Origin of the sequence: Rhodoglobus vestalii, assembly GCF_006788895.1 — a bacterium.
Classification (GTDB): domain Bacteria; phylum Actinomycetota; class Actinomycetes; order Actinomycetales; family Microbacteriaceae; genus Rhodoglobus; species Rhodoglobus vestalii.
Genome location: NZ_VFRA01000001.1, coordinates 978,347 through 1,002,849 on the forward strand (window position 1 = coordinate 978,347; position 24,503 = coordinate 1,002,849).

The 24,503-nt window shown below is 60.0% G+C and carries 22 protein-coding genes, 1 tRNA gene and 1 other RNA gene; 2 read left to right on the forward strand and 22 right to left on the reverse strand.

What is annotated here, in order from left to right:
* Window positions 1-39: 39 nt before the first annotated feature.
* The 14 genes from FB472_RS04675 to FB472_RS04740 form a co-directional block, all read right to left on the reverse strand.
* Window positions 40-705 (reverse strand): thymidine kinase, encoded by a 666-nt coding sequence (locus tag FB472_RS04675; RefSeq protein ID WP_021808474.1) that lies wholly within the window; start codon window positions 703-705, stop codon window positions 40-42.
* On the reverse strand, window positions 705-1,388 hold the full coding sequence (locus FB472_RS04680; protein ID WP_141989857.1) for a response regulator transcription factor: 684 nt from the start codon (window positions 1,386-1,388) through the stop codon (window positions 705-707). The genes FB472_RS04675 and FB472_RS04680 overlap by 1 nt, the downstream gene beginning before the upstream one ends.
* Window positions 1,375-2,568, reverse strand: a complete 1,194-nt coding sequence (locus tag FB472_RS04685; protein ID WP_141989858.1) for a hypothetical protein — start codon at window positions 2,566-2,568, stop codon at window positions 1,375-1,377. Before FB472_RS04685 ends, FB472_RS04680 begins: the two co-directional genes overlap by 14 nt.
* Window positions 2,565-3,785, reverse strand: a complete 1,221-nt coding sequence (locus FB472_RS04690) for a sensor histidine kinase (protein WP_141989859.1) — start codon at window positions 3,783-3,785, stop codon at window positions 2,565-2,567. Before FB472_RS04690 ends, FB472_RS04685 begins: the two co-directional genes overlap by 4 nt.
* A 122-nt stretch (window positions 3,786-3,907) precedes the next feature.
* Complete coding sequence (locus FB472_RS04695) at window positions 3,908-5,383, reverse strand: malate:quinone oxidoreductase (RefSeq protein WP_141989860.1); 1,476 nt, start codon at window positions 5,381-5,383, stop codon at window positions 3,908-3,910.
* Between the two features lie 19 nt (window positions 5,384-5,402).
* Window positions 5,403-6,092, reverse strand: a complete 690-nt coding sequence (locus FB472_RS04700; RefSeq protein ID WP_141989861.1) for an SGNH/GDSL hydrolase family protein — start codon at window positions 6,090-6,092, stop codon at window positions 5,403-5,405.
* A 39-nt stretch (window positions 6,093-6,131) separates the two neighbouring features.
* Window positions 6,132-7,196, reverse strand: a complete 1,065-nt coding sequence (locus tag FB472_RS04705) for an aspartate-semialdehyde dehydrogenase (RefSeq protein WP_141989862.1) — start codon at window positions 7,194-7,196, stop codon at window positions 6,132-6,134.
* Between the two features lie 69 nt (window positions 7,197-7,265).
* Complete coding sequence (locus tag FB472_RS04710; protein WP_141989863.1) at window positions 7,266-8,531, reverse strand: aspartate kinase; 1,266 nt, start codon at window positions 8,529-8,531, stop codon at window positions 7,266-7,268.
* A 93-nt stretch (window positions 8,532-8,624) separates the two neighbouring features.
* Window positions 8,625-9,224 carry a recombination mediator RecR gene (gene recR / locus FB472_RS04715; RefSeq protein ID WP_021808466.1) on the reverse strand — a complete coding sequence of 200 codons (600 nt, stop codon included), beginning with the start codon at window positions 9,222-9,224 and terminating at the stop codon, window positions 8,625-8,627.
* 3 nt (window positions 9,225-9,227) lie between these two features.
* Window positions 9,228-11,306, reverse strand: a complete 2,079-nt coding sequence (locus FB472_RS04720) for a DNA polymerase III subunit gamma and tau (protein ID WP_141989864.1) — start codon at window positions 11,304-11,306, stop codon at window positions 9,228-9,230.
* A gap of 105 nt (window positions 11,307-11,411) precedes the next feature.
* Entirely contained in the window at window positions 11,412-12,533 is a 1,122-nt protein-coding gene (locus FB472_RS04725; RefSeq protein ID WP_141989865.1) for an acetate/propionate family kinase, read from the reverse strand.
* Window positions 12,530-14,686 (reverse strand): phosphate acetyltransferase, encoded by a 2,157-nt coding sequence (pta, locus tag FB472_RS04730; RefSeq protein ID WP_141989866.1) that lies wholly within the window; start codon window positions 14,684-14,686, stop codon window positions 12,530-12,532. Before pta ends, FB472_RS04725 begins: the two co-directional genes overlap by 4 nt.
* Before the next feature lie 41 nt (window positions 14,687-14,727).
* Window positions 14,728-14,824: signal recognition particle sRNA small type (gene ffs, locus FB472_RS04735), an RNA gene on the reverse strand.
* Between the two features lie 144 nt (window positions 14,825-14,968).
* Window positions 14,969-15,053, reverse strand: a tRNA-Ser gene (locus FB472_RS04740).
* Between the two features lie 246 nt (window positions 15,054-15,299).
* Here FB472_RS04740 and FB472_RS04745 point away from each other — a divergent pair.
* Window positions 15,300-15,956: a hypothetical protein gene (locus FB472_RS04745; RefSeq protein ID WP_246078083.1), complete on the forward strand. Its 657-nt coding sequence runs from the start codon at window positions 15,300-15,302 to the stop codon at window positions 15,954-15,956.
* A gap of 18 nt (window positions 15,957-15,974) precedes the next feature.
* Here the strand turns inward: FB472_RS04745 and FB472_RS04750 are convergent, their stop codons facing one another.
* The 6 genes from FB472_RS04750 to FB472_RS04775 all read right to left on the reverse strand — a co-directional run bounded on the left by FB472_RS04750 (window position 15,975) and on the right by FB472_RS04775 (window position 22,425).
* Window positions 15,975-16,631 carry a phosphatase PAP2 family protein gene (locus FB472_RS04750; RefSeq protein WP_170192014.1) on the reverse strand — a complete coding sequence of 219 codons (657 nt, stop codon included), beginning with the start codon at window positions 16,629-16,631 and terminating at the stop codon, window positions 15,975-15,977.
* A 39-nt stretch (window positions 16,632-16,670) separates the two neighbouring features.
* Window positions 16,671-17,900 carry a multidrug effflux MFS transporter gene (locus tag FB472_RS04755; RefSeq protein WP_141989867.1) on the reverse strand — a complete coding sequence of 410 codons (1,230 nt, stop codon included), beginning with the start codon at window positions 17,898-17,900 and terminating at the stop codon, window positions 16,671-16,673.
* Between the two features lies 1 nt (window position 17,901).
* On the reverse strand, window positions 17,902-19,755 hold the full coding sequence (locus FB472_RS04760) for an ABC transporter ATP-binding protein (protein ID WP_141989868.1): 1,854 nt from the start codon (window positions 19,753-19,755) through the stop codon (window positions 17,902-17,904).
* 119 nt (window positions 19,756-19,874) lie between these two features.
* Complete coding sequence (gene rplL, locus FB472_RS04765; RefSeq protein ID WP_141989869.1) at window positions 19,875-20,258, reverse strand: 50S ribosomal protein L7/L12; 384 nt, start codon at window positions 20,256-20,258, stop codon at window positions 19,875-19,877.
* 38 nt (window positions 20,259-20,296) lie between these two features.
* Entirely contained in the window at window positions 20,297-20,812 is a 516-nt protein-coding gene (gene rplJ, locus FB472_RS04770; RefSeq protein ID WP_141989870.1) for a 50S ribosomal protein L10, read from the reverse strand.
* A 281-nt stretch (window positions 20,813-21,093) separates the two neighbouring features.
* Window positions 21,094-22,425 (reverse strand): MATE family efflux transporter, encoded by a 1,332-nt coding sequence (locus FB472_RS04775; protein WP_141989871.1) that lies wholly within the window; start codon window positions 22,423-22,425, stop codon window positions 21,094-21,096.
* A 142-nt stretch (window positions 22,426-22,567) separates the two neighbouring features.
* Here FB472_RS04775 and FB472_RS04780 point away from each other — a divergent pair, with 142 nt between their 5' ends.
* Entirely contained in the window at window positions 22,568-23,173 is a 606-nt protein-coding gene (locus FB472_RS04780) for a YqaJ viral recombinase family protein (RefSeq protein ID WP_141991468.1), read from the forward strand.
* Window positions 23,174-23,203: 30 nt separating this feature from the next.
* Here FB472_RS04780 and FB472_RS04785 read toward each other — a convergent pair whose 3' ends face one another.
* Both FB472_RS04785 and FB472_RS04790 read right to left on the reverse strand, forming a co-directional pair.
* On the reverse strand, window positions 23,204-23,872 hold the full coding sequence (locus FB472_RS04785) for a DUF998 domain-containing protein (RefSeq protein WP_141989872.1): 669 nt from the start codon (window positions 23,870-23,872) through the stop codon (window positions 23,204-23,206).
* Between the two features lie 42 nt (window positions 23,873-23,914).
* Complete coding sequence (locus tag FB472_RS04790) at window positions 23,915-24,478, reverse strand: GNAT family N-acetyltransferase (protein ID WP_141989873.1); 564 nt, start codon at window positions 24,476-24,478, stop codon at window positions 23,915-23,917.
* Window positions 24,479-24,503: the final 25 nt, after the last annotated feature.

The window sequence follows — 24,503 nt, forward strand, 5'->3', positions numbered from 1 at the left end:
CTGAACGCCTTCCTCCGGGAGTGCGTTCAGTCGTCGCGCCTACGCGAAATCCGCATCAGGGGCGCTGCCGTAGCTGAACTCGATCTTCGGCCGCCACCCACTGTTGAGAACACCACCGCTCTCTTCTAGATAGCAGGCTCCGCAGAGCGACTGATAGCCGACATCCGCACCATCAATCGCAACCTGGTCTCCGTCAAAAACGAATTCGTTATCCACCGTGCGAGCGTTAAAGACCGCTTTGCGGCCACAACGACAAATCGTCTTCAGTTCCTCAAGTGAATGCGCGATCTCGAGAAGGCGCCTGCTCCCGGGAAATGCGACAGTCTGAAAGTCAGTGCGGATGCCGTAGGCCAGCACCGGAACACCCTCAACGATGGCGATGCGCAGTAGGTCATCCACCTGCGCTTCGCTAAAGAACTGGGCCTCATCGACGAGAAGGCAGCTGACCGGAAGGCCAGTCTTCTCAAAAACACGAGCACGCTCACGGGCAAAAACCTCGTAAACGTCGTCGGTCGGTGCAATCGTGAAATCCACCTGGCGAGTCACCCCGAGTCGAGAAATGATGGAATTATCGCCCTTGGTGTCAATGTGCGGCTTCGCCAACAACACCTGCTGGTCGCGTTCCTCATAGTTGAACGCTGCCTGCAGCAGTGCTGTGCTTTTGCCGCTGTTCATAGCTCCATAGCGAAAATACAGTTTGCTCATTAGCGTAGGTATCCGTCCTCAGCAGCCCGACGAATCAGGTCAACCTTTTTACTCGCCGGCCGATTGGCCTTCGCATATTTTTCCCGCACTCTACGAAGATACGTCTTCGCTGTCTCATATTGCACATTCATGCGCTCGGCGACCTGCGGTGTGGATAGTCCAGAGGCGTACAGCGTGAGCGCATCCGCCTCACCGGCACTGAGTTTTGGTTTAGTGCGATCGGCCGAGCCTGAGGGAAGCGGGCGCCAATCAAGCTGCACCCCATCCTCTGCTTCGACGCCCATTACCTGACGTGCGGCATCCATCACCTCCTGCATCGGCAGAGACTTCGAGAGGAAGGTGGCTGCCCCCGCTGCAAGCGCTCGCTCCCGCGCTTCTCTGGTGTCGAGGCTCGAGAGCACGATCACTTTTGCTCCGGCCGCACGGCACGTGCGTACGCGGGCCTCAATCGATACCGGCTCCTTGAGCTGAAAGTCTAAGAACAGTAACTCGGTGGGAAATCGGTCGCTGTGAACCAGTTGAAGCCAGGTGCTTGCCGTGAGCACCACATCAAAATCTGGTGCGTTATTGGTGATCCAACTGTTGAGGCTATCGAGCAGCACTTCGTGGTCATCGAGGATCGCGAGTCGGATCGGGGCACGATTGCTGAGTTGTGCGCTGCCGGGTAATTCAGGGGGTGTCAAAGGTGAACCTAACGGTGAGGGATGATGAGCGATGGGAAACCTGAAGGGTGGTGAAGACCACCCGCAGTACTGCCAGGTAGGGCGCGAGTGTCGAGCGCCACGATGACTCCGGCGACGAAAGAGTGGCTCGCACAATGATTACAGCGCCCGCGTTCGTCTTATCAATGACAAGCCGCACGCTGCTCGGCACGATCTGATTGCCGTTCGCCACGGCCTCCACAGCTGTTCGAAGTGCCGTACGCTGCTGCGCTGTCATGGCTTGCGCTAGCCGGTGCGGGTCTCGCACTCTGGTGCCATCGTCAAGGGCACCGAAGGCGCTGGCCACGACCAACTCAAGCCAACTGCGATTCGCTTCGATGACGATGAGCTGACGCAGCGTGGATGAGTACGCTGCCGCCCTCTCCTTATCATCGGGGGAAACGATTCCCCGTTTCGCTAGTTCGGTGAACAGTGGCACAACATCCCGGTTAAGAATGGTCACGCGATCCTGCTGCACGGAGCGCGCGACACTCGCATGTTCACGTTCGAGTTGGCGACGTGCACCGTGTTTCGCCACCGACTCCCAACGTTGGTGGCTCAGCACGAGTGAGCGGGCGAACGCTGCTCCCCCGAGCGAAAATGCGAGTACCGGGGTGAGCGCGAATAGTGCGGCTACCATCGGATTTGCTGGAGTGGCCGAATCTGTCGATCGCATCAAGCCAATGAATCCGGAGGCGATGGAGGCCAGCGCGCCGGCGGTCACGAGCTCACGTACCGGCCGATACGGGGTCAGCGCCATGCAGGTCGCACCGACGACCACGGGGCCCCAAGCAGCGGTCATGAGGCCGTACGAGCTATCAAATGATGCCGAACTGAGAGCGAACGCGATGAGCGATAAGCCGATCGCGGCCACGTGGGTCAACGCGGTGAACGGTGCTCGTGACGAGCTCGTGCCGACTATCAACACCAGCGAAACGGAGGCCACAGCAAGAAGCGCTAAAACCGCAAGAGTGGGGTGAGTAATGGTATCCCAATGAAGCCACGACGTGACCGACGCTAGCGCGAGAATTCCGATGCCTGTCACCACGCTGATGGGGCGCCCGTCAAGCGTTCCGAGCGGATCAAGCTGTTGCATCGCAAGGGGAGTCGAATTTGACCGAGTCAACTCTGCGCGTTGGGTCTGCGCGGTGTGGGGGGTCATTGAGTGCCCCTCTCCGGCGCAGAAGGCTTCCGTGACGCTGTCGGCACGCGGATCATGACGGAGGTTCCGAGTCCCGGTGTCGACCACACCTGAACGGTGCCCGAAATGAGCTCGATTCGGCGTCGCACCGACTGCCTTAGCCCAAGACGGTCCTCCCCGGTCTCCGCCTCCTCAAAGCCCTTGCCGGCATCGACGACGAGCACGCTCACTTCAGCTGGCGACGCAAAGATGGCCACTTCGGCCTCCATGGTGCCGGAGTGTTTGAGTACATTCACGAGACACTGTTTAACTGCCGGACCAAGAGCAGCCCCACCACGTGCATCGAGCAGTGACAGCGCGGTCAGGTCTCCGGTCAGTTGGACCTCAAGCCCCAACTCCCGTGCTTCAGCAACGGCCATTAGCACTTCGCTGCTCTGCCACGCGCTCCCTCCGCTGCCGTGACCCTCGGAGGCTGATTGCAGCAGCCACTCTTCGCCGACGAGCACTTCTAGGTCTCGGGATATTTGACGCTGGAGGTCTGGGCTGATCGCACCGAAGGGCGCATTAGCGATCGCCGCAAGGTGCCCAAGAACGGTGTCGTGCATTACGGCAGCTGAAGTCGCTTCGATCTCGTAACGTAGGGTAGCTAGCTCGTCATCCCGTGCGGCCCGATGCAGACTGGATTGCACCAGCCGCACACCGCGCTGACTCCGACGCAGGGCGAGCAGCAGCGCAACGACACAAAGATAGCTCACAAGGACGTTCGGATCGATCATTGTTGTCCCCAGCAGTTGCCAGGCGGCGAGCGCGACCGCTGCCTCAGCAACAATGAGGCCGATAGTGCACAAGACAATCGCGGTCACCGCAGTGAGCGCTGCTGCACCGGCAACCATGAGCGCAATTTTGGGCAGGGTGAGTAAATACTGTCCCGCGTTACCTAATGGCGCGAGCTGCGACATCAGCGTCAACGCGAACCAGTAGATCGCCGCGCCACCGATCACGATATGGGCAACGGAGAAAAAGAGTGTTCGATAGCGGCGGACAAACCACACGGTTATGAGCAACGGAGTGAGCGCCAGAACTGCAGGCCACAGCGCGAGCGTTGTGTCACCGGCGTAGATGCTCAGTACTCCGGCAATTGCGATTGCCACAATCACGATGGCGATGGTGATTGCCGTTCGGGCAAAGGCTCGACTCACGCTTTCCTCACGCAGGTGGGCAGGTAAGCCAATAGACATAACGCTCCCCCCGCTGTCGAGCCCTCTGAGGTACAGTATGCCAGTCTTCGGCCTATGCCATGTACCCCATTTTCGGGGTACAGTGCGCCCGGCGAGCCAGGTCGAGACCTGTGTGCACTCCCCTACGCGTGGATGTTCAACGCCTTCGCCGTGCGCGCAAGAGTATCGTGAGCGAGCTCCGGCGAATCAGAAAGCTGCCGCCCAAAGGTCGGAATCATCTTTTCGATCTCGGGACGCCACTCATCCATGCGCTCGGGAAAGCACTTCTCCACCAGACCAAGCATGATCGGAACCGCAGTAGATGCACCCGGTGATGCCCCGAGCAACCCGGCGATGCTGCCATCGGCAGAGGACACCACCTCGGTACCAAACTGCAGCACTCCCACCTTTTTTGGATCCTTTTTCATGACCTGCACCCGCTGACCGGCAGTGATGCTGTACCAGTCCTCAGGCTTCGCGTTGGGGATAAAGTTCCTCAGCTCCGCGAACTTCGTCTCCCGACTCGCAATCAGCTGGCCGAGAAGATACTTCACCAGTGAAAGATTGCTGAGCCCCGCGGCAACCATCGGCAACAGGTTGTGCCAGCGAATGGAAGCGAACAGATCGAGGACTGATCCGGTCTTCAAGAACTTGGGGCTGAATCCCGCGTACGGACCAAACATGAGACTGCCCTGGCCATCAACTACGCGCAGGTCGAGGTGAGGAACAGACATCGGCGGCGAGCCCACCGCTGCCTTTCCGTAGACCTTGGCGCTGTGAGCCGCAACAACCTCAGGGTTGTCGGTGCGCAAAAACTCGCCACTGACCGGAAAACCGCCAAAACCGCGAATCTCTCTAATCCCGGACTTTTGCAGCAGGTTGAGTGCGTAGCCGCCAGCACCCACAAAAACGAAGCGCGCGGAGATAGGTTCGACGGGGGTCTCGCCAACGTCGTGACGCATCGAAAGCTTCCACAGCCCATCACGCTGACGCCGAAGACCGGTAACCCGAATTTCCGTATTGAGCTGAGCGCCTGACTCAACCAAGTTGTCAACCATAAAGTTGGACAGGGCACCAAAATCGACATCGGTGCCCGACGGAATGTGGGTGGCCGCGACAGGCTCAGACTTGCGACGACCGGGCATCATCAGCGGTACCCACGAGTGGATGACGGCAGGATCTTCGCTGTACTCCATCCCGGCAAAGAGGGGATGATCTTTGAGTGCCTCAAAACGTTTGCGCAAGTATTCGACGTTTGTCTCGCCCCACACGAAGCTCATGTGCGGCGTGGCGTTGATGAACGAACTGGGTTCGGGCAGGTCACCCTCGCCCACCAAGTACGACCAGAACTGGCGCGACACCTGAAACTGCTCATTGACCGTGACCGCACTCGAAATTTCGATCGAGCCATCGCTGTTTTGCGGGGTGTAATTGAGCTCGCACAGCGCGGAATGTCCGGTGCCAGCGTTGTTCCACGGGTTCGAGCTTTCTTCGGCGAGGTCACCCAAGCGCTCAAAAATTTGGATATCCCAGTCAGGCTGCAACTTCTTGAGCAGTGTTCCCAGGGTGGCACTCATGATTCCGCCGCCGATAAGCGCGACGTCGACGGTTTTCTTCACAACTCTACTTTAGCCGCCCCTAGCGACCCAAAGTGCGAAGCGCCCGATCCATCTGTGCCGCAATCTCCGCATGACCCGCATCATTGGGATGGAGGTTGTCGCTGGCCATCCATTCCGGATGGCCGGCCACCCAATACGAGGCATCGGGAATGTAGTCGGCACCCACCTCTCGCGCGGCATCGCGCACCCAGGAGATGATCACATCGACGGAGGCTGGACGTTCGGTCTTATACCAAAACGGCTCGACGACAATGAGCCGGGTGTTCGGGAGTTCCATCGATAGGCGCTCGAAATCACTCATTATCTGGCCGGGGAGTTCATCTGCGTAGGCTTTGTAGGTGAAATTATCGTTGAGCCCTATCGTCACGATGACAGCATCCGGATTGTCACCAATGATGAGACCGGGTACGTCGCCTTCGCCAAAAAGTTCGCGATTTCTCATAAAACCCAAACCGCTGACGCTCGGATTGAACTCGCTCCAGCCGTACTGCTCACTGAGAACCGTCGACCATCGCCGTTGCTCAGAAGTCGCCCCGGTTCCGTAGGTATACGAGTCACCATAAAAAGCGACGCGATAACCATCGTGCTCTGCGGCCGCAACGATAACCGGCTCATCTTTCACGACAGCACTCGTGCACGCTGACAGCCCAAGCGCCAAGACGAGCATCGTGGCAGCGAAGATTCTGCAAGGCAGCCGGGTGAATGTCATATCGGGAGTGTGAGCGACTTCGGCGGGAGGGTGCTCCCGCTACGCCGAAACTTTCGCTGAAATCTTTGCCGCGACAATTTCTGCAATCTGCACCGCGTTGAGCGCCGCGCCCTTGCGCAGGTTGTCGTTGCTGATGAACAGCGCCAGACCGCGACCGTCGGGCACACCCTCGTCGGCGCGGATCCGACCAACAAAGCTCGGGTCAGTGCCCGCCGCATCGAGCGGCGTCGGGATGTCGCTGAGACTCACACCGGGAGCATCAGCGAGCAGTTCCCTCGCCCGCTCCGGGCTCAGCGGTCTCGAAAACTCGGCATTGATCGACAGCGAGTGGCCGGTGAACACGGGGACCCGAACACACGTGCCGCTGACAAGCAGGGTGGGCAGTTCAAGAATCTTGCGGCTCTCGTTGCGCAGCTTCTTCTCTTCGTCGGTCTCATAGAGGCCGTCGTCAACAATGCTGCCGGCGAGCGGAACCACATTGAACGCGATGTTCTTCGGAAACTTGTTCGGTGCGGGCATCGTGACCGCCGCGCCATCCTCAACGAGTCCGATCGTATTCTGCGCGATCGCAGCGACCGCCTGCTCCAGAAGCTCCTCGCCACCGGCAAGGCCTGCGCCTGAGACCGCCTGGTAGGTGCTGACGATCAATCGCTCAAGGCCAGCTTCGGCATCCAAAACTTTCAAGACGGGCATCGCAGCCATCGTGGTGCAGTTGGGGTTTGCGATGATGCCCTTGACCGCGTGGTCGATCGCGTGAGGGTTGACTTCGCTGACGACCAGCGGAACCTCTGGGTCCATGCGCCAGCCCGACGAGTTGTCGATGACCGTGACTCCGGCAGCAGCGAACCGCGGTGCCTGCGCTTTCGACGTTGTCGCTCCCGCGGAGAATATCGCAACGTCAAGGCCCGTGGGGTCTGCGATCGACGCGTCTTCAACAGTGATCTCGCTGCCCCTAAACCCCAGAGTCGTGCCAGCACTGCGCGACGACGCAAAGAAACGAATCTCTGCTAACGCAAAATCGCGCTCCTCCAACAGCCGGCGCACAACAGCACCCACCTGACCTGTTGCACCAACAACACCGATACGGATGCCTGCGTTACCCATGTGACCCTCTACCTACCTCTGTGTTCACAGCCATCGCCGCGAACCGTGAACTGTGTGACCTGCGACTGGCTAGCGGCCAGTTCCTCCATGGACAACCGCATCCTCGTCACCATCAAGCCCAAACGCCGTGTGAACAACCCGCACCGCTTCTGCCACCGTATCGGCACGAGTGACCACCGAGATGCGAATCTCACTCGTCGAAATCATTTCCATGTTAATTCCCGCCTCGAACAGAGCGGTGAATAGTCGGGCGGAGACTCCGGCGTTGGTGCGCATTCCGCCACCCACCACCGAGAGCTTTCCGATCTGGTCATCGTGCTGAAGCGACTCGAAGCCGACCTCTTCTTGTTGGAAGGTCAGTGCACGCAGCACGTCTTCGGCATCCGACTTTTTCAGGGTGAATGAGATGTCGGTGCGGCCCGTCGATGCCAGAGAAACGTTCTGAACGATCATGTCGATGTTGGCGTTGGCTGAGGCCACAATCGTGAAGATCTGGGCGGCCTTGCCGGGAACGTCGGGAACCCCCACGACCGTAATCTTTGCTTCGCTCAGATCGGAGGCGACACCTGTGATGATTGCTTCTTCCACGCTCTCTCCATCCTTCGGATTGACTACTAACGTGCCCGTATTGTTGTTGAACGATGAACGCACATGAATCGTTACGCCGTGTCGACGCGCATACTCAACGGCACGCACATCAAGAACTTTTGCCCCCGCTGCCGCAAGCTCCAACATTTCTTCGCACGTCACGATGTTGACTTTGCGCGCAAATTTCACCAACCGTGGGTCTGCGGTGAAAACACCATCGACGTCGGTATAAATCTCGCAGGTTTCAGCGCCGAGAGCCGCGGCAAGAGCCACCGCGGTCGTATCTGAACCTCCACGACCAAGGGTGGTGATGTCGCCGGTGCCGCGATTGAAGCCTTGGAACCCGGCAACAATGGCGACGGCGCCATCATCGAGAGCTTCCTTTACCCGGCGTGGGGAGACCTCAACGATGCGCGCTGCACCGTGTTGGGCATCCGTAACCATTCCGGCCTGACTGCCGGTGTAACTGCGGGCATCGACACCCAAACTTTTGATCGACATCGCTAGGAGCGCCATCGAAATTCGTTCGCCCGCCGTGAGCAACATGTCGAGCTCACGGCCGGAGGGCACCGGTACAACCTGTGAGGCGAGATCGAATAGTTCATCGGTGGTGTCCCCCATCGCTGAGACCACCACGATGACGTCGTTTCCGGCTTTGCGGCTCTCGACGATGCGCTTTGCGACACGCTTAATACTCTCAGCGTCGGCAACGGATGAGCCACCGAACTTCTGAACGATGAGGCTCATTGTTCTCCTGAAGCAAGATCTAGCGGGCACCACGTGCCCAGAGTGCGAGTCTAACGGTGCAGACACTGCCCGCTAATTGGGTTACGGCCAGTGCTAGTGATCGACAGTTCGGCGGCCCTCGAAGGCCCTGCCGAGCGTCACTTCGTCGGCGTATTCCAAATCTCCACCAACCGGGAGGCCGGATGCGAGGCGCGAAATTCGAAGGTTGGGTTGAACCAGAAGCCGCGTGAGGTAGGTAGCGGTGGCTTCACCTTCGAGGTTGGGGTCGGTCGCGATGATGACTTCTGTGACGACACCGTCAGCCAACCGGCCCAATAATTGCTTGATGCGCAACTGGTCGGGGCCGATTCCATCGATGGGGCTGATAGCCCCACCAAGTACATGATACAGCCCCGAAAATTCGCGAGTGCGCTCGATGGCGACAACATCTTTGGCTTCTTCGACAACACAGATGGTGGCCGGCGATCGGCGCGGGTTACGGCAAATGGAGCAGGTTTCGTGCTCCGTCACATTGCCGCAGATGGCGCAGAAATGCACTTTATCTCGGATGTCGTTGAGCAGTTCTGCGAGTCGACGGACGTCGAAACTTTCGGTCTGCAAAATGTGGAAGGCGATGCGCTGAGCAGACTTGGGGCCGATGCCGGGAAGACGACCGAGTTCGTCGATCAGTTCTTGAACAATTCCGTCGTACACGGGTTACTCGTCTCTCGGCTGGGGCGTCACGCGCGGGGCGACCTGCTGCTCTTCGATAAAAGTGGCATTCAACAGTTCGCGCACGACCGACTCCCCATAGCGGGACCGGTCAATTTGGGTAGCGGCAGACGACAAAGCTGGTCGTGCTGAATCCTCCGGTGGTGTGGGTGCCGACGTTGTGGATGCCGCGTCACGCTGAGGTTGAGGTGGCGAGGGCTGCTTCGCGGACCGTGATGCGGTGGGACCGCTGCGCGCCATCGACGGATCCGTGTTGGGTTCTGGCTCAGACTCCGGAATCGCGGCCACGGCCCATCCCCCGGGATCGCGGTCTTCGGCCGGGGCCGGTTCTTCGGGTTCCGGGCCCTCGACGGCGGTGGGTACGGGTACGGGTACGGGTACCGACATTGCTGCCGCAGGGGCACTTGCCGCTGCAGCCGGTGGCACCGCAGCGCTACCCTCTACCCGCGCTATCAGTGCTGGCTCGAAGCCGAGCACGTGCACGAATGCTTTCTTCAGGTAGTCGCCAACGCCTTCGCCGGGGGCGCTTCGCTGTTTGAGCGCATCCACATCGCGTTCGCTGGGAAAGGAGAGCACCAAGATTTTGTCGTCTCGCAACTCAAGCGGCTTGGCGGTGAAGACCACCATCCACGCTGTGCGCTTGAGTTTTTGCACAACCTCCAGAATCTCGGGCCAGGAGTCTTTGACCTGCTGGATCGAGACTGGAGTCGTGCGGGTGGCTGCGGCGGGAGTGGAGAGCACCGGGGAGGCGGCTGCGGGTGCCGCTGGAGCACTCGGAGCGGCCTCCTCCTCGCGGGGTGCCGAGCTAGCGGACGCCAACCCGGCAGATACCGTTGCGGTCGGCGCGACGCGCGCCGGTGCCGGCGCTGCTGGCGACTCCGCCTGAACTGACGCGTCACGCTCAATGCCGATCCGCCGCTCGAGCCTCTCAACCCGAGCAAGCGCACCGCGCTGGGTGTTGTCGCTCGCCGGTACCAAGATGCGCGCGATCATCAGTTCGAGGTGCAGCCGGGGAGACGTTGCACCCGTCATCTCTGACAGAGCAGCGTTGATCACATCGGCAGCTCGCGAGAGCTCAGCCGCACCGAGCGTGTGCGCTTGCTGCCCCATGCGCTCTAGCTGATCTTGCGGAATACCGCGAAGAACGGATGCCGCGTGGTCGGCGGTGGCGGCCACAACGATGAGGTCGCGCATGCGCTCGAGAAGGTCTTCAACGAAACGTCGCGGATCTTGGCCGGTCTGAATGACCCGGTCAACCGACGAAAATGCGGCGGCCGCATCACCAGAACCGAGGGCGTCAATCACTTCATCCAGCAGCTCAGCATGGGTGTATCCGAGCAGCGCAACCGCGCGCTCGTAACCGACGACGGCGGTGTCGGAGCCAGCGATCAGCTGGTCGAGCAGTGAGAGGGTGTCGCGAACCGAACCCCCACCGGCGCGAACAACCAGAGGAAGCACCCCGGGCTCCACTTCCACCTTTTCGCTCTCGCTCAGCTGCTGAACGTAGTCGAGCATCTGGGCGCCAGGAACCAACCGGAACGGGTAGTGGTGAGTGCGCGAACGAATCGTGCCAATCACCTTGTCGGGTTCCGTGGTGGCAAAGATGAACTTCACGTGCTCCGGCGGCTCTTCTACAATTTTGAGCATCGCGTTGAAGCCCTGCGGGGTAACCATGTGCGCTTCGTCGAGAATAAAAATCTTGAAGCGATCCCTGGCCGGCGCAAAGACGGCGCGCTCTCGCAGATCGCGGGCATCATCAACACCGTTGTGGCTCGCGGCGTCAATCTCGACAACATCGAGCGATCCGCCGCCATCGCGGGCCAGCTCCACACACGACGGGCACACTCCACAGGGGGTGTCGGTAGGACCCTCAGCGCAGTTGAGACAGCGAGCAAGAATTCGCGCGGATGTCGTCTTGCCACAGCCCCGAGGCCCACTGAAGAGATAGGCATGATTGACGCGGTCGGTGCGCAGTGCCGTGCGCAGAGGATCCGTCACTTGAGATTGGCCGATGAGTTCAGCAAATGTCTCGGGCCGGTATCGGCGATATAGGGCAGCAACCACGCCCCTAGCGTAGTCGTGCCCGCTGACGTTCCCAACGTGTGCCAAGCAAACGCGGGGGCGTTACAGGTTTCTCACCCCGTGATGCCCCTGATGCCCCCGATGCCGCTACAGGCCAGCAGCATCCACTGCTTCGCGCGCGATCTGCAGCTCTTCGTTGGTGGGGATAACGAGAATCTTCACCGCGGAATCGTGTCGTGAGATCACGCGTGCTTGGCTGCTGCTGCGAGAATTAGCATGGACATCCAACTCAATCCCGAAACCCCCAAGGCCGCTGACCGTCTCACGCCGAGTAGTGGGACTGTTCTCTCCAACTCCCGCAGTGAAGATAATCGCGTCAGCACCACCCAGCGCCACCAAATAGGCTCCGAGATAGTGACGAAGGCGGTGGAAGTAGACCGCGAGAGCCTCTTGGGCAGTCGTATCGCCCCCATCGGCCGCAGCCTGAACATCGCGCATGTCGCCGGTCCCGGTCATCCCGAGAAGGCCACTGCCTCTATTGAGCAGTTGATCAAGCTGCGGAAGCGTCATACCCGCACGCCCCAAATGGAAAAGCACCCCCGGGTCGATATCGCCCGAGCGAGTGCCCATCACTAGCCCCTCGAGCGGTGTCATTCCCATCGACGTATCAATGCTGCGACCACCATCGATGGCGCACACCGATGCACCGTTGCCGAGATGAAACACGATGAGCTTGAGCCCAGCCAGCTCGTGCCCCAGCAGTTCAGCGGCCTTGTTGGCCACATAACGGTACGACGTGCCATGAAACCCGTAACGACGGATGCCGTGCTCACGAGCAACGGTGGCGTCGAGCGCGTAGGTGTAGGCCGCTGGCCCCAGGGTGGCGTGAAACGCGGTATCGAACACGGCAACGTGCGGGACATCGGCAAAGGCCGCTCGCGCCGCCCGGATGCCCTTCAGGTTTTCTGGATTGTGCAGCGGGGCAAGCACCGAAAGTTCATCAAACCGCGCCTCAACCTCGTCAGTGATCACCGTGGCCTCGGAGAATTCTGCGCCCCCGTGCACAACGCGATGGCCAACAACGGCCGGATGCTCGTCGCCAAGAACCGCCAGAATCTGCTGCATACCCTCGTCGTGGTTGGCCGCTCCGCCACCGGGTTCCCCGATGCGTTCCACAATGCCGCCGCTGTAGGCCGAACCGGATTCGGCATCCAGAAGTTCCCACTTAATCGATGACGAGCCCGAGTTCACCACAAAGACGGTCGTCATGACTGTTCTCCTGCCGCAGCCGCGGTAGTCGTACTAGCGGCGAGAGAAGCAGCGGCCGCGGAGTCAGCGGCAACACCCTGAGCTTGAATCGCGGTAATCGCTACCGTGTTCACAATGTCTTGCACGAGCGCGCCGCGCGAAAGGTCATTGATGGGCTTTCGTAAGCCCTGCAGCACCGGCCCAATCGCAATCGCTCCGGCACTGCGCTGCACCGCCTTGTAGGTGTTGTTGCCGGTGTTGAGGTCGGGGAAGATGAACACGGTGGCGCGACCGGCCACCTCAGAGTCTGGCATTTTAGATTTGCCGACCGCGGCATCCACGGCGGCGTCATACTGGATGGGTCCATCAACGGCGAGATCGGGGCGGCGTTCGACAACCAGTGCGGTTGCGGCGCGCACCTTGTCGACATCCGCTCCGCTGCCCGATGATCCTGTCGAGTACGACAGCATCGCTATGCGCTGCTCGATCCCGAACTGGGCGGCCGTTGCCGCCGAGGAGATGGCGATATCGGCCAGCTGGGCCGCATCCGGATCCGGGTTAACAGCGCAATCGCCGTAAACCAGCACCCGATCCTCCAGACACATGAGGAACACGCTCGAGACAATCGACACCTCGGGTTTGGTTTTGATGATCTCGAAGCTCGGACGAATCGTGTGTGCCGTGGTGTGCGCAGCACCCGAGACCATGCCATCGGCCAGCCCCAAGTGCACCATCATCGTGCCGAAATACGACACATCGGTGACCGTGTCTCGCGCGTGCTCCATCGTCATCCCCTTGTGGGCTCGCAAGCGCACGTACTCTGTTGCGAAGCGCTCACGCAACTCTTCGTTGAACGGGCTCAGGATGGTCGCGCCCGAGATATCGAGACCGAGCTCCGCCGCGCGCCCCCGCACTTCGCCCTCGTCACCGAGAATTGTCAGCCGGGCAACACCGCGTCGCAGCAGAGTGCTCGACGCACGAAGAATCCGGTCGTCGCCCCCCTCGGGAAGAACAATGTGCTGTGGCTGCTGACGCGCACGATCCAGCAGGCCGTATTCGAACATCAGCGGAGTAACCACCAGTGGCGGGTTCAGGTCGAGACGCTGCAACAGCACCTCAGAATCCACATGCTGTTCAAACAGGGCCAGAGCGGTGTCGAACTTGCGCGGCGAATCTGCTGCCAGGCGGCCCCGGGTCTGGGTAATGATGCGTGCCGTGTCGTAGGTGCCAAAGGAGGTACGAATCACCGGCAGCGAGAGATCAAGGCCATCGATGAGTCGCTCGATTTGCGGCACAAGCTCAAACCCACCATTGAGGATGATGCCCGCCAGCGAGGGGAACGTCTCCGAAGCATGAGCCATCAGCGTCGCCAACAACACATCGGAACGGTCACCGGCAACCACCACAACCGAGCCCTCGATCAAACGGGTCAGCACGTTCTCCATCGTCATTCCGGCGACCACAACCCCGAGCGCCTCGCGCAACAAGAGCTCACTATCACCCTTGAGGAGCTCGCCGTCGACCGCATCCAGCAGCGACGCCAGACTCGGCGCGATCAGGAAAGGATCTTCGGGGATTGCCCACACCGGGGTGTCTGCCCCCGCGGTGGCACTGACCGCCTCAATAATCTGCGGCAGGTGATCGGGATCAGAGCGGTTCACAATCACACCGACCAGGTGCGCGTGGGCGGCATCCAGCTCCTGATGCGCAATTGTGTAGACCTGAACGAGATCCTCCGGGGTGCGGTTCACTCCCGCCCCAGACTGACCACCCAATACGAGAAGAACAGGCGCACCCAAGTTTGCTGCGACTCGTGCGTTAAAGGAGAGTTCGGTCGGGCTGCCGACATCCGTGTAATCAGATCCCACAATGACAACAACATCGCACTGCGCCTCAACGGCCTTAAATCGTTCGATTATGCGGCTGAGAGCTGCTTCTGGGTCGGCGTGCACGTCGTCGTAGCCAACGCCAACCGCCTTGTCATAGCTGAGGTCAACGGCATCATGCGCCAGTAGCATCTCGAGCACATAGTCGCGTTCATTGCTCGTGCGTGCGACCGGTCGAAACACCCCCACGCGTTTTGCTTCGCGACTGAGCGTATAGAGCAGACCGAGGGCGACCGTGGACTTACCGGCGTGACCCTCGATGGAAGTGATGTAGATGTTTCTTGCCACAGATTCAGCCTACGCGCCGAACGTGAGCCGGGCCGCAAAAAACTAAAGACCCCTCGCGCACCCGCCAGAGCCCGGTTACCCTTGCTACGTTTCCGTCCTGGGGGAGTTGGCCTGGATGGCGCCACACGAGGAGCCGAAAGTAGTCTACCCATTTCTGCCACGGATCGCGCTGCCGGCTCGAAACCTGAGGGACGTCGTGGGGCTCGTCATTACGGTTGAATAAAGAAGCCTCCTTGCTGAGCTCAGCAAGGAGGCTTCTTATGCCCTGAGACAGGACATCCGCGGTGACGGAGGGATTCGAACCCTCGGTTGCTTTCACAACACACGCTTTCCAAGCGTGCCTCTTCGGCCGCTTGAGTACGTCACCAACGCCCAGTATCTTACATGACCGTTACCCCCTCGCGGGAATCACGATGGTACCGCACCGGCACTTAGACTGAGCCGTAATCCCTCGGTACCCCTTCTGTGGCCGACTGTGCGTGCGACCTTCGGCAGAGCATGAAAATCAGCATGCAAGGTTTGTTGCAGGTCACGATCAATCAGAGTAAGATTCATTATTCCACAGTGTGCTCTTGGCGCCCAACTTCGCCCGTGCACCGACGAAGGGTTTTCGGTGCCACTGAACAGCGTCAGCCGCGATCCCGTGCTGAAAGACACGCCTCGCCCACGCTTGTTGCTGCCGAAAGCTCTCCTCACCCGCGGAATTCTCGCGGCGCTCGCGTTCATCGGCCCCGTCTTTGGTGTTCTTTACGTCATCGTGCTTCCCGATGGCCCCTGGCTGGCCGTGGTGATCACTCAGATCGCAGCAACCCTGCTCGCCGGCGCCGGAGCCATCGGGTACTTTCGCAGCGCCATCTGGATCGGCCCAGATTCTTCTCTCGTCACCGAGCGCGGGTTCTTCGGACAAGTAACTAGCTTCACAAAAGACGACGCCGAATCCATTCTTCTTGCCGAGGTGTACACCAGCGATGGCTCTGAGTCGCGCCCACAACTCGTTGTTCTCGGCGCAGATAACAATCGTCTACTGCGGATGCGCGGGCAGTATTGGACGCGCAAAGACATGGACATTGTGGCTGCCGCCATCGATGTACCCGCCCATCGTATTCCGGAGACAGTCTCGATGGGCGAGCTTCGTAGCGACTATCCCCATGCCCTATATGTGCTCGAGCGTCACCCCGTGCTGGTCGCGGCTGTGGCGGTACTAGGCACCGCAGTGACCGCCGTCGGGCTACTGCTCGTGCTTGACCTTATCCGCATGATCACCGGGTAGATAGACCGCACGATCAGCTCAATGAACGGTTTTTTGTCGAGCTTCGGCTGAGAGCTTTCGAGCGAACGGAGCCCACAGAATCACGGCAACTCCCACCCCGACCAGAGCACCACCAATAGTGTCGCTCAGCCAGTGGGCCCCAAGATATGTGCGGCTGAGAACCATCAGAATCGTGTAGATCACGCCGACAATCCAGACCCAACGCCGCTGCAACAGGATGATCAACACAACGGCGAGCGTCGCAGCATTCGCCACATGCCCCGAGGGGAATGAACCGACATCTGCCGTCACCAAGATCTCATCAGGCCTAGCGCGGCCAAACGAGAACTTCAGCAACTGCACGACTCCCGCGCTCACCGCTGACGCGGCGAGAAAATATAGTGCAGACCAGCGTCGCTTAGCGAGGAAGAAGGCCAACGCACCTCCTAGAGGCACGAGGAAGACGCCGAACCAACCACCACCGATGGAGTCCATCGCAAGCGCGGGAACGGTAAAGAAGTCGGCACGATTTTCGAGAAACTCATCGAGCACCAACTGGTCGATACTCAGCGGAGTACCGCGTGTTGCGATCAACACCCCGAGCAGAACCGTGAGCACCACCGCCCCGGCGCCGCTGATCAGCGGCCAGCGTCTGGTAATGCTGCGGGCGTCGGAGTGAGAGAGCTGAGGTTTCACCCGTTAACGCTACCGGGTCAATCTTCGTGCGTGCTCAGGTCAACGCGACAGTGCCGGAACTGAGCGCGGGCGCACGACCACCCACATCACAACTATGGAGACGATCGCTGTGCAGCCCATCACGGTGCCCATTGGGATCGCATTCTCGATACCGAACGCTCCAACAATGGGCGAAGTGAGACCCGCAAGCCCGAAGTTAACCGCCCCGAGCACGGACGCCGCCGTCGCTGCCTCTCCACCGTGGTTTGCCAGCGCAAGAACTTGGATACACGGGAAGGAGAAGCCGCACGACATGACGAAAACGAACAGCGGAATGAGCACAGCGAACAGATCACCGTTCACAACATCCAAATACACAATCGCGGAGGCCGACAGCAGAAGTAAGATACCGGCGCCCGCGAGAATCCACTGTGGCCCTATGGAACGCATCAGGTATGCACTGGTTTGCACACCGATTACGACTCCGATCGAGTTGACCGCGAACACCAAACCGAATGCTTGAGGGTCAAGACCATACACATTCTGGAGGAGGAATGGCGAAGACGAGAGGTAGGCGAACAACCCGGAGAACGTCATGCCAGCGATGATCGCGGTTCCCACAAAGACTCGGTCGGTAAAGAGCGCCCGGTAGCGCTCCCGAGCAGTGGCGTGACCGAGATCACGACGGCGGGCCGGCGGCAGAGTTTCGACAATAAAGAACGAGGCGGCGAGCAGAACGAGTGCACCGTAGATCGCCAAAAATACGAACATTCCGCGCCAGGGCGTGATCAACAGCAACTGCGATCCAATGAGCGGTGCCAAGATCGGCGCCAAACCTTGAACCAGCGCAAGCCTCGAAAGCATCCGCACGAGCGGCAGCCCGCCGAAGAGATCCCGCACAACCGCCATGGCGACCACCGCACCCGCAGCAGCGCCCATGCCCTGCACCAGCCGAAAGACAAACAGCAGTTCGATATTGCCAGCGACGGCCACCCCGAGGCTGGCCAGCACGTGCACGCAGGTGGCCACTATCAGTGGCAGGCGGCGGCCCAAGCGATCGCTGAGCGGGCCAACAATGAGCTGCCCGAGAGCGAACCCCAGCGTGGTTGCGGTCAGGGTGAGTTGCACCACAGCGGCGGTGGTCTGCAGGTCTGCCTCAATTAGAGGGAAGGCAGGCAGGTAGAGATCGACCGTGAACGGCCCCAGTGCGGTTAGCGCCCCCAACACGAGCACGTAGACGAGGCGCTGGCGTGCAGTGAGGGAATCACCGGGATGAACGACGGTAGTCACACTAATCGGAGCGGTTCTGCTCGGCATAGAGCCGCGAGTAGACCCCATCACGTGCAAGCAGCTGGGAGTGCGTTCCCTGTTCCACAATCGCACCGCCATCGACCACAAAAATCACGTCGGCCGAGCGCACAGTCGACAGCCGATGCGCCACCGCAATTGTTGTTCGCCCGCGCGATGCGGTGTCGAGAGCATCCTGCACCGTGCGTTCCGAAATCGAATCCAGTGCGCTTGTGGCTTCATCAAGAATGAGCACACTGGGGTCTTTGAGCAGCACGCGTGCAATCGCGATTCGTTGTTTCTCGCCACCCGAGAGGCGGTAGCCTCGCTCCCCCACGATCGTCGCGTAGCCGTCGGGAAACGACATGATTGTCTCGTGGATGTTCGCGGCACGGGCGGCCACCTCCAACTGCTCTGCGCTCGCCTCAGGGCGCGCATAGCGAAGATTCTCGGCGATAGTCGAATGGAACAGATACGTTTCTTGGCTCACAATGCCAATATTGTGAACAAGAGAGTCTTGCGAAAGCTCCCGCACGTCATCCCCCGCAAACAGCACACGACCCTCGCTGGCCTCGTGCAGCCGCGGAATCAAATACGACACGGTGGTCTTTCCGGCACCAGAGGGCCCAACGAAGGCAGCGTATTGTCCCGGGCTGATCGAAAAGCTCATCGAGTTAAGGGTTGCCCTGGTCGATGGGTCGGCGTCGGGGTAGCGAAAGGTGACGTTATCGAACGCGACAGCTCCCAGCGCATCCTCACGGACCGACTTCGCGCCAGGTCTATCGGCAATTGCCGGTGTGAGATCGAGGTATTCGAAGATTCGGGCGAAGAGAGCGGAGGAGGTTTGCAGGTCGAGCGTGACCCGCATGAGTCCCAGCAGGGGGAAGATCAATCGCGCTTGCACGGTCGTGAAAGCCACAATCGTTCCGGCCGTGACCTCCACCCCGCCAGAGATGAGGTACGCCGCAACGACGTACACGATGGCGGGGATGATCGAGAAGAAAATGTTGACGGTGGCGAAGAACCATTGACCGCTCATTTGCTGACTAACTTGAAGACTCACCTGCTGGTCGTTCTCCTGTGAGTAGCGTTGCGTCTCCACAGTTTGCTGGTTGAAAGTTTTCGACAGCAGAATGCCGGACACACTGAGTGATTCTTGCGTGATCGCCGTCATGTTACTGAGGGATTCCTGCGTTTTGGTCGCGATCCGGGCCCGAATTTGGCCTACTCGCCGCTGGGCGATCACAATTCCCGGTAACACAATCACCGCAACGATTGTGAGTTGCCAGCTGAGCACGAGCATGCTGACGAAGGCGGCGATCACGGTCACTGTGTTTCCAATGACACTCGAAACGGTGTTGTTGAGCACACCTGCGACTCCACCGACGTCATTTTGAAGGCGAGACTGAATGACCCCGGTTTTGGTTCGCGTAAAGAACGCCAGTTCCATGCGCTGAAGTTGGTCAAACAGTCGCACTCGCAGTGCACCCATCACCCTGTTGCCGACGGTGGCGGTGAGGTAGGTCTGCCAGACGCCGAGCGCCGCAGAGGCAATCCACAGCACCACCATAATGCTGACGAGTTGCAGAAGGATCGGGATGTTCGGGGCGCTGTCGGGAGGGAAGAGGCCCTCATCGAAGGCTCGCTTGGTCAGCAACGGCGGAACCACGCTAATCGCGGCGCCGATCAACACCAGCGCAATCGTGAGCCCCAGCGTTGTGCGGTGAGGCTCGAAGAGCGCGCCGATCCGGCGAAGCAGATGGGGGATTTGGGGCGCCGCCGCATTCTCTGCTTTCTGAGCCGAATAGTCGCCTCCGCTGACCCGGCCAGCGCGTCGGGGTCGGCCTACTGTGCTCATAGTTCGAGACTAGTTCAGCGATCGGGGTGCTCGTTCCCGTAGCCGCCGGTTAACGCAGTAAGGCGTCACCGAGAAGGTGACGCCTTACTGATCGATCAAGCCTCTATCGAGGCCCAGTGTTACTTGAGGGTTACGGTTGCGCCGGCACCTTCAAGAGCAGTCTTTGCCTTCTCGGCAGCTTCCTTGTTTGCGCCCTCGAGTACAGCCTTGGGAGCGCCGTCAACGAGTGCCTTCGCCTCACCGAGACCGAGGCTCGTGAGGGTACGCACCTCCTTGATGACCTGGATCTTCTTCTCGCCAGCTGATTCGAGAATGACGTCAAATGAGTCCTTCTCTTCAACTTCCTCAGCTGCGCCAGCAGCGGGGGCCGCAGCTGCAGCCGCAACTGGGGCCGCAGCAGTGACCTCGAAGACCTCTTCGAACTTCTTAACGAAGTCGCTGAGTTCGATGAGGGTCAGTTCCTTGAACGCCTCGATGAGGTCGTCGCTTGACATTTTCGCCATAATAATCTCCTATATTTCTTGAGCTAACAACCCGCGCGTTACTGCGCGGAATCCTGCTTCTCGCGCAGCGCGTCGACCGTGCGAACGGCCTGAGCGAGCGGTGCGTTGAACAGATATGCGGCGCCGAACAGTGAAGCCTTGGCTGCTCCAGCAAACTTCGCAAGGAGCACCTCCCGGCTTTCCAGATCGGCCAGCTTGGTGACCTCTGCTGCGGTGAGCGCGTTACCGTCAAAGTAACCGCCCTTCACCACAAGAAGAGGGTTTGCCTTGGCAAAGTCACGCATAGCCTTCGCAACAGTGACCGGGTCACCGTGGACGAATGCGATTGCAGAAGGACCAACAAGTTCCTCGTCGAATGACGAGATTCCGGCGGCATTTGCTGCAATCTTTGTCAGCGTGTTCTTCACCACGGCGTATGTTGCGTGCCCACTGATTGATTTGCGCAGCTCCTTGAGCTGGGCAACAGTGAGTCCGCGATACTCGGTTAGCAGAACGGCGGTCGAGCTGCGGAAAAGTTCCGTCATCTCGGCGACCGATGCTTCCTTGTTCGCCATGGTGCTCCCTACTGGTTGATGTGTGTCTGCCTCAGAGCCGCTCACGCTGGCGAAAAGTGCCGGCAAGAAAAAGAAAAAGCTCCGGCCCTACTGCACAAACGCAGTGGCGCGGAGCTGAATGCAACCAGAACTGGTCGAAAACCTACTTCACACACCTGCGCTGGCCTTCGCTTTCACGAACTTCGACTGCACACGCTTTCGCGCGCACAAACGACCGGCGGTCTTTGGCTTCGATAACCATACGGTATCGCCGTCGTTGCCGCAAATTCGTCAGGCAGGCGTTAGTGCTTCTCGCCAATGACGAGCCAACGGTCGCCGCGAGCACGAATCCCCAGAGTGATGGCGCGAGCACCAATGTACCCCACACCAAATGCGAACCAGAGCGAAACCAGCGCCGGAACCGCGGTGAGATTCGCGGCCGCTACCCACCACAGCAACGGCAGATACACGACGAGGTTGATCAGCCCGGTGAGCGCCAAATACCGTGCATCCCCCGCGCCAATCAGCACCCCATCAAGGACGAAGACGAATCCTGCCAACGGGATGCCGAGGGCCAGTACCGGCAGGAGCACCGACAGTCCGAGGCGAACCTCTGGTTCGGAACTAAAGACAAAACCGGCCCACGGGGAGGTAACCAGCACCATCAGGCCGAGCACGACCCCACTTCCGACCCCGAGTTCGATGAGTCGGCGCGTGATGGCGCGAGCCCGAGGAACGTCACTAGCACCGAGTTCTTTGCCAATCATCGCTTGACCGGCAATGGCAAGCGCATCGAGCACGAAGGCGAGGGTCGCAAAAATGGTGAGTGCGATGTGTACGGATGCGAGCTCCGACACCCCAAACCCGGTGGCCACACCAATTGTGGCCAGCATGGCCGCTCGCAGCGAGGCGGTGCGCACCAACAGCCAGGATCCCGCACGCCCGGCAACAAGCATCCCACCCCACCGCGGAAGCAGACTCGCAGTTTCGCGGCGCGCAATAACGATGATCATGACGATGTAGGCGATGCCCATTCCCCAGCTCGCGACCACCGTGCCGATAGCGGCACCAGCGAGGCCCCATCCGAATCCGTAAATAAAGACCACATTGAGCAGAGCATTCGAGGCGAATCCGGCGACAGCGACAATCAGTGGGGTGCGAGTGTCTTGAAGGCCTCTCAGGAGCCCGGATGCAGCAAAGGTAATGAGCATTGCCGGCAAACCCAGGATGGAGATTGCTAAGTACTGGTTGGCGAAACCAACAACGCTGGCATCAGCGCCGAACAGACTGATCAGCCACGGCGTCACCGGAATTCCGACCGCGACGAGCACTCCGCCCAACGCTATGGCGAGCCACACCCCATCGACGCCCGCGGCAACAGCCCGGGCGCGATTTCCCAGACCCAGCCAGCGTGCGACCGCGCCAGTGGTGGAGTAGGCAAGAAAGATGAGCAGTCCAACGGCTGTCTGAAGCACAGCACTGGCGACACTGAGCCCACCCAACGGTGCACTGCCTAGGTGGCCGACGAGAGCCGTGTCGGTGAGGAGAAAGATGGGCTCCGCAACCAGGGCGCCAAGTGCGGGCAGGGCAAGCCGCCGGATGTCGCGATCAAGCGGAGAATGCAACACACTCACGGGTGGCTAACCTGCCGACCGCGAACCCCGACGACGAGGCGTCGAAGGTTTTGCCGTGTCGGTTTTGCCAGCTCGCATTCGCCCATTCTGCCAGTCCCCGTCATCAATAGTGGACCTGACGCGAGACAATGGTGGGGTGAGTATGCAACCGGAACTCGATCTGTGGCAACCTGTTACGCCCAATCACCATGACCGGATTGTTGCCCACTCCGAAGATCGGGTTGCTTGGCTTCGCGCTCGAAGTCGAGGAGTGACCGCTACGGATGCCGCCCGACTTGCCACCGAACAATCGTTGCGTGGGGTGGTGCAGAGCAAGCTGCTTGGCTCCGGTTTTTCTGGCAACGCCTTCACCGATCATGGTCGCTTGAGAGAGCCGGAGATTGCGCGGTGGGTGCGCGCGCAGCACGGAATCCACTCGAGTTCTGCGCTTTTCCATGCCCACGATCAGCCACTCCATTTGGCAACACCCGACGGCGTTGCGGTAATTGACGGTGCTGTGGTGCTGTCAGAGATCAAGACGACGCAGAGAGCGTGGCGCAGCATCCCGCGCTCCTACCTTCGTCAGGTCTGGTGGCAACAGTATGTGCTGGGTGCCGACCGCACACTGGTGGTGTGGGAGCAGCACGACGACTTTGTTCCGGTTCGTGCCGAGCCGAAGTGGCTCTGGGTTGACCGGGATGAGGATCAGATTCATGCGCTGGTGAGCCTTGCCGATCGACTCCTTGATCTGATGCGAGCACCGCAGTAAAACGCCCTGTGGCTGGTGAGAAACCAACGGCTAGCTTGCTCGCGCGCGCCCCAGTTTGCGCAGAGCAATGACGGCACCCAGCATCATAAGCCAGGCGATTGCGATGGTCGTCGCGACAAACTCGAGCCGGCTTCCCAGCTCAACCTGAAAACGGAAAAGAGAGAATAGCCCTCCGGTTCCGGCAATCACGGCCACAGCAATGGCAGTGATCAGGGACATGCGCGCCAGTACGCGGTGCTCTCGTGCGAACGATGTTTGAATCATCGCCCAACAGGCTGCCGCGAAAGCAATGACCGCAGCGAGTGTGTGGATGAAGTCCTGCCAGGTGAACGTGGGCCCGTACGGCAGCGGGCATCCCGAAGTGCAGGTGACCTGCGACGCAATAAGAAAGAATGCGCACCCGACCCAGAGTGAGAGCGCAGGAGAACCGATTGATAGTAGCGGTGGCCACGCTCGAACACTCCTCGCAGCCCACGCAACGGCAGAACCTCCTGCCACGATGAGCAGCAGTGCGACCTCAAAAGTCCGGGCGGTCGGTTCCCCCACTGCTCCAAGTTCGCTGACGTAGACCTCCCGCGGGATCGTGAGCCGCGACATCCAGATGAGCAGCAGTGCGGCGCCGACAGCAATGCTGCCCGCAACCGCGGCGTAGCCTTCCCGCGCATCGAGGGCGATGCGCTGCGGCGCAACTACGGTCATTGCCTAACAACTCGCGTGTGGGGCGTCGATGAGTCAGGCATTTCAGAATTCTAGAGCACGGGAAGAGGCGTTTGCGCCGAGAAGAAGCTCCCGAACGTAGTCGTCTTCCCACCGCTCGCCGACAAGAAACCTCTTGGTGCCGACGAGGCGAAACCCCATCTTCTCGTAGAAGCGATTGGCGCGAATATTTTCTTGGTTAACACCGAGCCACATAGCGGCGAACCCGTTTGCCCGCGCTTGAGCAATCCCGGTGTCGACGAGCGCACCCGCCACCCCTGCGCCGTGGAAGTCGGCGAGAACGTAACACTTGCTGAGCTCGATGATTGGCCGCACGGTGACCGCAGCCGCGACATCCGCATCATGGGGCTCGTGGGCGTGCAGCAGCACGTACCCGGCGGCCTCACCATCAACCTCAGCCACAAGAATTTCTCGGGTGGCATCGTTGAGGTAACCACGAAAGGAGTCTGCGGAGAGATGCAGAGCGATGAATTCTGCGATCGCTTCTGGAGTGGTGTTTGACGGACATGCCAGAGGGAAGGTTTCGCGGGCGAGCGCATGCAGAAGTTCAGCATCGGCTGCCCCAGCAGGGCGAACAGTCACGGTCACGATGAACTCCTTGGGGATGCGAAAA